Source organism: Klebsiella sp. GW_Kp181 (assembly GCF_040062315.1).
GTDB classification, from domain to species: Bacteria; Pseudomonadota; Gammaproteobacteria; order Enterobacterales; family Enterobacteriaceae; genus Klebsiella; species Klebsiella oxytoca.
Genome location: NZ_JBEAFR010000084.1, coordinates 22,247 through 33,947, shown reverse-complemented (window position 1 = coordinate 33,947; position 11,701 = coordinate 22,247). Strand labels below are relative to the sequence as shown.

General features: G+C 53.8%; 11 protein-coding genes. All 11 read left to right on the top strand.

Annotated elements, in window-relative coordinates; translation table 11 throughout:
* Positions 1-229 precede the first annotated feature (229 nt).
* The 11 genes from ABLV11_RS24380 to ABLV11_RS24330 all read left to right on the top strand — a co-directional run bounded on the left by ABLV11_RS24380 (position 230) and on the right by ABLV11_RS24330 (position 11,593).
* Positions 230-772, top strand: a complete 543-nt coding sequence (locus ABLV11_RS24380) for a fimbrial protein BcfA (protein WP_004108376.1) — start codon at positions 230-232, stop codon at positions 770-772.
* A gap of 84 nt (positions 773-856) precedes the next feature.
* Positions 857-1,540, top strand: coding sequence for a fimbria/pilus periplasmic chaperone (locus tag ABLV11_RS24375; RefSeq protein WP_126488409.1), 684 nt, complete (start codon positions 857-859; stop codon positions 1,538-1,540).
* A 10-nt stretch (positions 1,541-1,550) separates the two neighbouring features.
* The gene (locus ABLV11_RS24370) at positions 1,551-4,160 is read left to right on the top strand and encodes a fimbrial biogenesis usher protein (protein ID WP_126488411.1); all 2,610 of its coding nucleotides are present in this window, start codon (positions 1,551-1,553) and stop codon (positions 4,158-4,160) included.
* Positions 4,161-5,168 carry a fimbrial protein BcfD gene (locus ABLV11_RS24365; RefSeq protein ID WP_070557724.1) on the top strand — a complete coding sequence of 336 codons (1,008 nt, stop codon included), beginning with the start codon at positions 4,161-4,163 and terminating at the stop codon, positions 5,166-5,168.
* Positions 5,169-5,705, top strand: coding sequence for a fimbrial protein BcfE (locus ABLV11_RS24360; RefSeq protein ID WP_126488412.1), 537 nt, complete (start codon positions 5,169-5,171; stop codon positions 5,703-5,705).
* A gap of 35 nt (positions 5,706-5,740) precedes the next feature.
* Entirely contained in the window at positions 5,741-6,238 is a 498-nt protein-coding gene (locus ABLV11_RS24355) for a fimbrial protein BcfF (RefSeq protein WP_126489684.1), read from the top strand.
* Positions 6,231-6,935, top strand: coding sequence for a pili/flagellar-assembly chaperone (locus tag ABLV11_RS24350; protein ID WP_348855918.1), 705 nt, complete (start codon positions 6,231-6,233; stop codon positions 6,933-6,935). Before ABLV11_RS24355 ends, ABLV11_RS24350 begins: the two co-directional genes overlap by 8 nt.
* Positions 6,936-6,964: 29 nt before the next feature.
* A complete protein-coding gene (locus tag ABLV11_RS24345) occupies positions 6,965-7,810 on the top strand; it encodes a DsbA family protein (protein ID WP_004108353.1) in 846 nt (281 codons plus the stop codon).
* A gap of 62 nt (positions 7,811-7,872) precedes the next feature.
* The gene (locus ABLV11_RS24340; RefSeq protein ID WP_017145020.1) at positions 7,873-8,172 is read left to right on the top strand and encodes a hypothetical protein; all 300 of its coding nucleotides are present in this window, start codon (positions 7,873-7,875) and stop codon (positions 8,170-8,172) included.
* 489 nt (positions 8,173-8,661) lie between these two features.
* Positions 8,662-10,098, top strand: coding sequence for a sulfatase-like hydrolase/transferase (locus ABLV11_RS24335; protein WP_348855916.1), 1,437 nt, complete (start codon positions 8,662-8,664; stop codon positions 10,096-10,098).
* A gap of 232 nt (positions 10,099-10,330) precedes the next feature.
* On the top strand, positions 10,331-11,593 hold the full coding sequence (locus tag ABLV11_RS24330; RefSeq protein WP_126488415.1) for an IS1 family transposase: 1,263 nt from the start codon (positions 10,331-10,333) through the stop codon (positions 11,591-11,593).
* Positions 11,594-11,701: the final 108 nt, after the last annotated feature.

Here is an 11,701-nt window from a genome sequence, read left to right as displayed (position 1 = left end):
TGATTGCAACTGTTTATACCTTTTATAATAATTAACTAATGTCAGAGTGTTTATTTGAGTGAGGCGATTACTGGTCAGTAAGTTATCTCATATTAATGACGTGAGTGTCTTCCTGTAGCATATAAAACCAGGGGTCGTCAGGCTGGCCTGAGCGAAAGCCCTTGTCCACCAATGTCTGATATTTATCAAACTATAACACTGGGTTTTTATTAAATTTAAAAGGGATTATATGAAAAAGCATCTATTAGCCATGATGGTGACTGCTATTTCTGCAGGCGGCATGATGACTTCCGCTTTTGCGGATACGGCGACCGTTTCTGGTGGCACTGTTAATTTTGTTGGCCAGGTTGTTAATGCCGCCTGTTCTGTTTCTGCTGACTCCGTTGATCAAACGGTCACCTTAAGCCAGGTTCGTGCCAGCAAATTAACGGCCGCCGGCATGGTTGCGAATCAAAAAGAAGATTTCTCGATCAAACTGGAAGATTGCGATACCACGGTAAGCCAGGAAGCCGCAGTTATTTTTAACGGTCAGCAGGACGGTACGCTGGCCGGCTCCCTTGCCAACACCGCAGGTGCTGGTGCGGCTACCAACGTCGCTCTGCAGCTGTATGGTCCGGACGGCCAGCCGCTCAATATTGGCGATACTTCTGGCACCGTAACTTTAATTGATGGTGAAAACGTGGTTCCGCTGAGCGTCGATTATATCGCCACCGGCGCTGTAGTTGCCGGTAACGTCTCTGCTACCGCTACCTTTAGTATGGTGTACTCCTGATTTCTTTTCAGGTATTCCTCCGTGCATCTTGCACGGAGGAAACGCTATTTGTGTTGCGCCCAAAATCGTTTATTTACTTAGAAAATGCTTAAAAGAACAATTCAATTTCTATCGCTGTTGCTGGCTATCGCTGGAATAATAAACCAGGCGCACGCGGGCGGTATCGCTCTGGGATCAACCCGCGTTATCTATCCGCAGGGAAGCAAGCAGGTCTCTCTGCCGGTTATTAACTCCTCGGAGAACAACGTTTTCCTGATTCAGTCCTGGGTTGCCAATGCCGATGGTAGCCGGAGCGCTGATTTTATTATTACCCCGCCGCTGTTCGTGATTCAGCCGAAAAAAGAGAACACCTTGCGAATTATGTACATCGGTCCGTCTTTGCCCACCGACCGGGAAAGCGTGTTTTATCTCAATAGCAAAGCGATCCCCTCGGTCGATAAAACCAGACTGGCGAATAATTCATTGCAAATTGCGACTCAAAGCGTCATTAAACTTTTTATTCGTCCTGCGGATTTGCCCGTTCCTTCCACAAATGCGCCCGCGATGCTGCGCTGCCATAGCCAAAACGGTCGATTAATCGTTACCAATCCGTCGCCCTACTATGTCTCTCTGGTTGAAATACATGCTGGAAGCCGAAAACTGCCGAATGCCATGGTCGCGCCGAAAAGCGAGCTGACGTTGCAGAGCAGTGAAAGCCGGGTAACCTTCCAGACCGTCAATGATTTTGGTGCGACCACGCCTGTACAAACCTGCCAGAGCCAATCTTAGCGTGCAGAAAATGGCTGCTATAAAGCGTCAATCGCCGTCTGTCAGTAAACCGGTGCTGATGACCCTGACTTTAGTCAGCGTGTTAACGCTGCCGAAGAGCTGGGCGGATAACTATTTTAATCCCGCGTTTTTATCGGACGATCCGTCAAAGATCGCCGATCTTTCACGTTTTGAAGGCAACGGCCAGGCGCCTGGCGTCTATCGGGTCGACGTCTATCTGAATGGCGCCTTTCTTGCCACCCGCGATATGACCTTCTACGAAGCGAAACCCTCCGCCAGGACGCCAGCCGCAGATGACTCCGGGCTAAGCGCTTGTCTGACGCCTGATATGCTCAAAGAGATGAAGGTGAACGTTGAGGCCTTTCCGGGGTTGTTAAAGCCCTCTTCTCAAGGGTGCGTGGATATTGCCGCCGCCATTCCTGCGGCCTTCGCGCGCTTTGATTTCACCCAGCAGCGCCTGAATATCAGTATTCCCCAGGCGGCGATGAAGAACAGCGCCAGGGGCTATATTGCACCTGAATACTGGGATGAAGGGATCAACGCGCTATTGCTTAATTACACGTTTACCGGTGCGAATAGCCGCGATCGCAGCGAGGGCGGCGTTGATGCCCATACCCTGTTTCTCGGCCTCAACAGCGGCCTGAACCTCGGCGCCTGGCGCTTGCGTAACTATTCCACCTGGAACGATAACAGCGGCGGCGAGAGCAATAAAAGCGACTGGCAGCATATCAGCACGTATGTAGAGCGCGATCTGCGCGCTCTGAAAAGCGAACTGACCGCAGGAGATAGCTATACGCCTTCCGCGATCTTCGACAGTTTGCCCTTTCGCGGCATTCAGCTGGCTTCCGATGACAACATGCTGCCTGACAGTATGAAAGGCTTCGCACCGACCATCCACGGTATCGCTAAAAGCAATGCCCAGGTGACCATTCGGCAGAATGGCTACACCATCGACCAGCGCTACGTCTCTCCCGGCGCATTTACCATTGACGACCTTTACTCCACGGCCAGCAGCGGTGATTTGAGCGTTGAGATAAAAGAGTCCGATGGCAGCATCACTCGCTATAGCGTGCCGTATTCCGCTGTGCCAATTCTGCAACGTGAAGGGCGGTTGAAATACGCGGCCACGGCGGCGAGCTATCGCGGCGACAGCAGCCAGAAAGAGGACGTTAAGTTTGGCCAGGCGACGCTGATATGGGGCCTGCCGCACGGCTTTACCGTTTACGGCGGGACGCAGTTTGCCGATCATTATCGCGCGCTGGCGTTAGGTACGGGAGCCAATCTGGGCGACTGGGGGGCGATTTCCGTCGACCTGACCCAGGCGCGCAGCACCCTGGCTGATGATAGCGAGCATCAGGGGCAATCCACGCGTTTTCTTTACGCTAAATCGCTGAATAGTCTGGGAACTAACTTTCAGCTGCTCGGCTATCGCTACTCAACATCGGGTTTTTATACCCTCGACGAGACGGCGTGGAAGCGCATGTCTGGCTATAACGGTCCAACCGACGAAAACGAAGACCAGCGTAGCTGGAGCGATTACTACAACCTCTATTACACCAAACGCGGCAAGATTCAGCTGAATATCTCGCAGCAGCTTGGGCGTTTTGGTTCGCTTTATGTAACCGGTAGTCAGCAGAGCTACTGGCATACCGGTGAGAAGAACACGCTGCTGCAAGTGGGCTATAGCGATACCCTGGCGGGCGTGTCATGGAGCCTGTCTTATAACCAAAGCCGTGCCCCGGGAGAGGACAAGAGCGACCAGCTTATTGCCCTGAATCTCTCGCTGCCGCTCAGCCAGTGGCTACATCACAGCGATGATATCACCCACAAGCATCACAATATCTACGCCACGTTCAGCACCAGTACCGATCGGCACGGCGGCGTCAGCCAAAATGCCGGAATAAGCGGTACCGCGCTGGCGCAAAACAATCTCAGCTATAGCGTACAGCAGGGTTATCAAAATCATGGCGTTGGCAAAAGCGGCGCCGCCAGCCTCGAATATGATGGCGCCGAAGGCAATGTCAACGTGGGCTATAACACCAGCAATAACGGCGATTATCAGCAGATAAATTACGGGCTGAGCGGCGGCATAGTGGCGCATGCGCACGGCTTAACGCTGAGCCAGCCGCTGGGCGAGACCAACGTGCTGATCGCCGCTCCGGGAGCAGGCAATGTCAATATTGATGACGAGCCGGGCATTCATACCGATCGCCGGGGCTATGCGGTGGTGCCTTACGCCACGACCTATCGCCAAAATCGCATGGCGCTGGATGTGAACTCGATGGCGGATGACGTGGATATCGACGATGCCGTCGTGAACGTCGTGCCTACGCAGGGCGCGCTGGTACTGGCCAGCTTTAAAGCGCGCGTCGGCGAACGTGCGCTCCTGACGCTGCTGCATGACGGGCAGCCGGTACCGTTCGGCGCGACCGCCTCGACCGATGCGTCAGCGGAGGAGGCGATCGTCGGCGATGGCGGCGAAGTTTACCTGGCCGGTCTGAGCCCTCAGGGGACGCTTAAGGTGCAGTGGGGCCGGGGAGCTTCCCGCCAGTGTCTGGTGCATTATCAACTTCCCGCAACCCGGCAGGCCCTGGTGCGACAACGCGTGGAATGCCGCTAAATGAAGACAGGTTTATTTTTTATTCCGCTGGCGGGGCTGCTGTTAGCCAATGCGGCTCAGGCTGCCGTCTGTCAAAACGTCAACGGCGCGCCTACTACGGTCGATTACGATCTGAGTACCACCCTCACGGCGGCCCAAAACGCGGCGGGGAATACGGTTCAGTTGACCAAAAACCAGGAAGTGAACGTTCAGGCCGTGTGTCCCGCTGGATCGGCATTCTCGAACCGGACGTATCGTTCCTATGTTTCACCCTACGCCGTGGTTGAAACCAGCGGCCCCTGGAAGTATTTAAAGCTCGACCCTGACTATCTGGAGGGGGCGATGAGAATTGACGACTCCGCGGCAGGAACCCTTTATCTCCCTACTAACTACGCCTATATGGGCACCGATGACAGCGTAAACGCCGGCAAACCGTTCTACATCCGCGACTCTAACCTGGTGTTTCAGCTCAAGATTGCCAGGCCTTTCGTGGGTACCGTCACTATCACTCCGAAGACCATGTTTAACGTCTACGTGACGACAGGGGCGAGCGATCCCCTGAGCAACGTGGTTTACAACATTGCTTACAGCGGAACGGTAACCGTGCCACAAAGCTGCGAAATCAACGCAGGGCAGACCATTCTTGTGGATTTCGGCTCGCTTTATAGCGGTGGCTTCAACCGCGCCGGGGCAAAGCCGGTGAGCGTCAGAAATAAAAAATTCAGGGTGCCGGTGAAATGCAGCGGCGTGAATTCGCAGGTTAATTTAAGCCTGCGGCTGATTGCGACAGCGGATACTCACCTTAACCAGGCTATCGCCTCGGATAACCCGGACGTCGGCGTGGTGGTTGAGACCAACGATGGCGCGGTATTGACGCCAAACGATGCCAGCAGCGTGGTGCCTTTCGTCACTGACGATGCCGGCAAAGCCAACATCGCGCTGCAGGCTTATCCGGTTAGCACGACCGGTGAAATCCCCGCAGAGGGCGTATTTACCGCGCTGGCTAACCTGCGGGTGGACTTCGACTAAATGAGCTTAAAACGCGGTCTCTTTTTAGCGCTCCTCTGCGGGAGCCCATTTTGCCGGGCCGGTGATACCGGCAATAACCTGGAATTTACCGGCACGATCGTTGCGCAAACCTGCGATGTGGAGATTTCCAGCGTCAGCCAGAGTATCGATTTGGGGCAGTTTTCGGTTGAGGATTTTCCCGCAACCGGAACGACGACAAAATTTAAGCCGTTTAACATTAATCTGAAAAACTGCTCCCGGGGAATTACCGGAACCAAAATCTGGTTTACCGGCACGGCAGACAGTGATGATCCATCGCTGCTGGCGCTGACCGATACCGGCATGGGTAACGAAAATATGCTGGCCAGCGGCATCGGCGTGGAGCTGCTTGATGAAGATCAAGATGATGTCAGTATGAATAATAGCGAATCAGTAATTTATCCCCTCAAGGCCGGGCGCAATACGCTCTCCTTCTACATTCGCTACAAATCGACACGGCCAGTGGTCACCTCCGGCAATGCGACGGCGGTGATGTATTTCGACCTGCAATACGAATAGGCGCGGCGATGAATAAATATGCTTATTATGCCTGCATGGCTTGCTGCCTTCTGACGACAGCAACAGCAGACGCGCATGACGGGCGTGTCTATGTCACCGGCACGATTACCGACAATACCTGCACGCTGTCGCCGGATTCAGAAAACATTAACGTGGAGATGGGCAGCGTATCGAACCGTCAGTTTTACCATGCTGGCGATGGTTCTGCCTGGCAGCCTTTCGCCATTGATTTGCAAAACTGCGGCAGCACCGTCAGCGGCGTTACGGTGAGCTTCAGCGGGACGGCAAATCAGCGAAATACGGATCTCCTGGCGCTTATCGACGCGGCGGACGATGCCACAGGGATTGGCATTGGCCTCTATGACCAGGATAAACATCTTATTCCGCCAGGGCAGACGAGCGAAGTCATCGCGCTTTCTCCGGGGCAGACTTCCGCGCATCTGCAGTTCTATGCTCGCTATATCGCGGACGGCAGCGCGGTTACGGCCGGAAAGGCGAATGCTTCAGCCACGTTTATCCTCGCCTATGAATAAACTTCTTTTTTATATCGTGATGATCTGGCTGCTGCCGATCCCTGTGGCTCAGGCGGGCGTGGTGATCGGCGGGACGCGGTTTATCTATCATGCGCAGATGCCGACCCTAAGCGTGCCGGTGAGCAACACCTCTTCTGAGAGCTGGCTTATTGATAGCCACATTCAGTTGGCGCGACGATGGACCGGCGCGGCTATTGCCGCAGGGAACAGACCCCCCTTTATCATTACGCCGCCGTTGTTCCGTCTTGCGGCAGAGCAGGAGAATACGCTGCGCGTGACCTGGACCGGCGACGCGCTCCCCCCCGACCGGGAAAGCCTGTTCACATTGAGTATTGCCGCCATACCCTCCGGTAAGCCTGGCGACCATCATGTTCAGATGGCCTTTCGTTCCGCGCTGAAGCTTATCTATCGTCCTGCTGGCCTGGCAGGCAATCCCCAGCAGGCGTACCGGGGGCTGCGCTGGACGTTGACCCCGGAGGGGCTGTCGGTACAGAACCCGGGCCCTTATTACGTCACGCTCTTCTCGCTCAAGGCCAACGGCCGGCCCATTGATACCGCAGGTGTCGTCGCCCCTTTTTCGACGCGCAAAACCGACTGGTGCCAGCGGGCGACCCGCTGCGAGGTGCGCTGGCAAAGCATTAATGATTATGGCCGCGTGCTGCCGCCGATAGCGGCGAACGTACTGCTGGCGCGCTGATTTTTATCCCTGGAATGAGAGTTTGTTTTATGCACGATTCATCTTTAAAGCTAAGCTGCCTGGCGGCGCTGGCGCTGATTAGCGGCGCGATTTCTTTACCGGCGCAGGCGGAGAACGGCGAGCCGGCGTCGCAGATTGGTCCGGCGGCGGAGGCCTATATCGCCAGCCATCCGGATAAAGTCGGCGAAGCCGTAGCCACGTATCTGGCCAATCACCCGGAATTTCTCATCGCCGCCAGCGAAACGCTACATCAGCGGCAGCAGATCGCCCAACAGCAGGCTTACGTACAGCTGGCCCTGCAGTATCAGGCCGGGCTGTTGAGCAGCGCCAGCCCATCCGTTGGCCCGGCAGATGCGAAAGCTGCAGTGGTCATGTTCTTTGATTATCAGTGTTCATGGTGCAGCAAAATGGCGCCGGTTATCGAGGCGCTGATCAAAGCCAACCCGGATACGCGCTTTGTTTTCAAAGAGTTCCCTATTTTTTCTTCGCGCTGGCCGGTATCGGGGCTGGCAGCAAGGATCGGCGAACAGGTGTGGTTAAGCGACGGCGGCGCCAAATATCTTGACTGGCATAACGCGCTCTATGCCACCGGTAAAGTGGAAGGCGCGCTCACGGAACAGGATGTCTATGGCCTGGCGCAGCATTATCTGTCGAAAGAGAAGATCGCGGAGGTCAAGCAGGCGCAGGATAGCGGGGCGGTTCATGACGCTCTGCTGGCAAATCAGGCGCTGGCCCAGCATATGAACTTTTCCGGTACCCCCGCGTTTGTCGTGATGCCACAGGCGAAAACGCCGGAGGCTAACCGCGTCTCGGTGATGCCCGGCAGCTCCTCGCAGGATGCTCTGCAGACGGCGATTCAGAAAGCGAAAGGCTAGGGACGGCGTTCTCCACCGGGGGGGTCACGCCCCGGTGAAATCAAACACAGGAGTGTCGAAACATGGAAAAAATGCCCCTCATACATAGTGTGATACCCGCGCTGGTCTTGCCGCTATGGTTTATCGGCTGCGCGTGCCTCGCCTCCGGCGGTCAGCTTCAGTTTTCCGGTAGCGTGATAACCGCCGCCTGCTGGAACGAAACGGGAACCTCCGATATTTTATGCCAGCGTCAGGATCGTCTTGAGCGTCATATCACCGTGGAAAACCTCATTGTGCCCATATCCTCCCCCTATGCCACGATTGAAAAGTCCTACCTGGATGAGGACAAACAGCTAACGCTGCTGCGTGTGGTCTATGACTGATCCTCACGCCCGTCTGTTATTGCCAATAATCCGATCGCCCCGGTCCCTCAGGCAAGAGAGGGAGCGGAGAAGAGGGTATTTCTTGCGCATCTTTTTAATGAGTCAGTGCCGTTTTCATTATTGTTAAGAGAATATTCTCTGCAACAGAAACATTCATTTATGTGGTTATTAACAACATTCATTGACACCCTTTTTGCATGAGTTTTTATGCCGTTGCTATGTGAGATTTCAATCACTAATATCATTTTCTTTTCGATTGATACTTCTTTCCCGATTGGCCGGTTTGGCTAGGGATACATCAATTTTACTCCCATGAATATCTGCAATTATAGGCTGGTGAGAGAGCAATAATACATCTGGCCAGAGGGCTTATGGGATTAAATGCGTTATATGTTGCGTTATCAATTTTTAAATTTTTTTTTGAGGGATTAACATGAAAAAACATGTGTTGCCGGCCTGATTGGCCTGGCATTATGCGCAGGTAGCGCCATGCATTCTGTTTATGCCGCTGATGCTAAACATCCCAATCTGGTCATCATTCTGGCAGATGATTTAGGCTATGGTGACCTGGGCGCCTATGGGCATCAAATCGTCAAAACGCCCAATATTGATAAGCTGGCTCAGGAAGGGGTGAAGTTCACCGATTATTATGCTCCGGCGCCGCTCTGCTCACCTTCGCGGGCGGGCCTGTTGACCGGCCGCATGCCGTTTCGTACGGGCATTAGATCGTGGATCCCGGAGGGGAAAAATGTTGCCTTAGGCCGTAACGAGCTGACGATTGCGAATCTGCTGAAGCAGCAGGGTTACGATACGGCGATTATGGGCAAACTCCATCTCAACGCCGGCGGCGATCGTACCGACCAGCCGCAGGCGAAGGACATGGGCTTTGACTACAGGCTGGTCAATACCGCCGGGTTCGTGAGCGACTCAACGCTGGATAACGCCAAAGAGCGTCCTCGCTACGGCATGGTCTATCCCACCGGTTTTACCCGCAACGAGAAACCTATCGGTCGCGCGAAGACGTTCAGCGGCGAGCTGGTGAGTTCGGAAGTCGTCAACTGGCTGGATAAGAAGAAAGATAACAACCCCTTCTTCCTCTACGTCGCCTTTACCGAAGTGCATAGCCCGCTGGCCTCGCCGAAGAAATATCTCGATATGTATGCGCCTTATATTAGCGCTTATGCGAAGCAGCACCCGGATCTGTTCTACGGTGATTGGGCGGATAAGCCCTGGCGCGGCGCCGGTGAGTACTATGCCAACATCAGCTATATGGATGCTCAGGTAGGGAAAGTTCTCGACAAGATTAAAGCAATAGGTGAAGAAGATAACACGATCGTAATTTTTACCAGCGATAACGGCCCGGTTACCCGCGAAGCGCGAAAAGTTTATGAGCTGAACCTTGCTGGTGAAACGGATGGGCTGCGGGGTCGTAAAGATAACCTGTGGGAAGGCGGAATTCGCGTCCCGGCGATTATCAAATATGGTCACCATATTCCGCAGGGGATGGTCTCAGAAACGCCGATGTCGGGTCTGGACTGGATGCCGACGCTGGCGCAGATGATGAACTTCCCTCTGCCGAAGGACCGTACCTATGACGGCCAGTCAATCGTACCGGTACTGGAGAAGCAAGCGTTCAAGCGGGAAAAACCGCTGATTTTCGGTATCGATATGCCGTTCCAGGACGATCCGACCGATGAATGGGCGATTCGCGACGGCGACTGGAAAATGATTATTGACCGCCAAGGTAAGGCTAAATACCTCTATAATCTGAAGCAGGATCGCGCAGAAACGCTAAATCAAATCGGTAAGCAGCCCGAAATTGAGCAGCGGATGTTCGCTGAGTTTCTGAAATATAAAAATGACATCGATAATGATTCACTGATGAAAGCCCGCGGCGATAAACCGACGCCGGTGACCTGGGGCTGATGAAATATTAGCATACCATAATCGTATGCTACCTGGCGCCATACCTGCCTGATTCAGCGTTCTGACGTTGAATCAGGTATTTTTATTGGCCCGCATCTGCGGATAGACAGAGGCTGCAATAACCTGAACCGTTACTCATAATCAAAAAAAGGGTGATAACGCGCTTTTACCCTGGAGAAATAATAGTGATAAAATCAGCGAGGCCCGAGGGAAATATTCGCAGTGAGTGAATATGTTTAACGACGTTAATGTTAATAGTTGCAAAACGCCCGGTTGTAAAAATCTTGGCGTGCTTAATAGCCCTGATTACCTTCGTCAGGGAGAAAATATCCTGTGCCGGGAATGCGGCTTTCTCTTTCCGCCCATTTCGGCGATTTCCCTTAACGCTTTTCGCCGCACGGTAAACCAGGGATGGAAGGGGCTGGTTAAGCAGTGTCCGGGATGCGGCAGCGTTTCTCTAAAACGCTACGGCTACTCGGCGCAGGGCGAGCGGCGTATGGCATGTCGCGACTGCAGCAAGACCTTCGTGATACCGGACAGCCTGACCCTCACGCCTCGCCAGCAGGAGCTTGCCGCTCTCATCCAGCAAGGCAGCTCGCTTAACGATATTCGCACTCTACTGGCTATCGATAACACTACATTAGGCCGCGAATTAGCTAACCTCTCTTATCGCGCGGACCTGGCGGAGCGCGCTTTTGACTTTCCGGCGTTTGATATTGTTCTCACCACCCGGGCGTTTAGCCTTGGTTTTAACGGTGGAGAGAATCGGCTGTATGTGCTGGTCACCGCTGAGGAAAAAAGCGGTAAAGTGGTGGCTATCTCGACGAACTATACTCCACGCCCGGTTGAGCCGGCGTATCAGTATCAATCGCAATATGAAGAACGACTGCCCCCAGGCACGCTGGCGTATCTCGTGCAACGCAAAGAAATGCTCACTATGCGGCGTCGTGGCGCGCTGTTTGACATTGATTATGGGCCGGGAACGTTGCACCGGCATGTGCGAGGTATGCTGGTTAAACCCGTATTGCCGGCCTATCGACATTTTGAACTGGTGCGAATGTTAACCGATGAGCGTTCGCTAAATGTGCAGCATTATCTCGATCATGAGTGTTTCATCCTTGGCGGATGTATGATGGCAAACCTGGCGCAGGTCCGGCAGGGGCGCTGCCATATCTCATTCGTCAGAGAACGCGGTGTAAACCCCCCTCATGGCGAAATGCCACCGCGACTGTTCTACAGCGGCGGGATCCGCAACAATGTCTGGCGAACATTCTCCACGCGGGACTACGCCATGGCCGTTTGTAACCTGACCGGAAGTAAGAAAACCGGCCTGTTACGGCATGCGACCCTGCGAAGCGCCAGCGAATTTATAGACTATATTTATCGCCATCCTTTCCTTCCCTGGCTCACCAGGATGTCGCCTGCCAACGTGACGTCTGCGCTAAATCATTTGAAATATGAATATAACAACCGTCTTTCCTGCCTGCCTTTTTAAACTTCACTGCCCGGTTAACCCGGTCAGCATTTGACGGGAATACATTCGTAAAAAACGATCTTAACGGCAATTTAAACCTACTTTTTTCGATGTATTTGCGTCTGTATT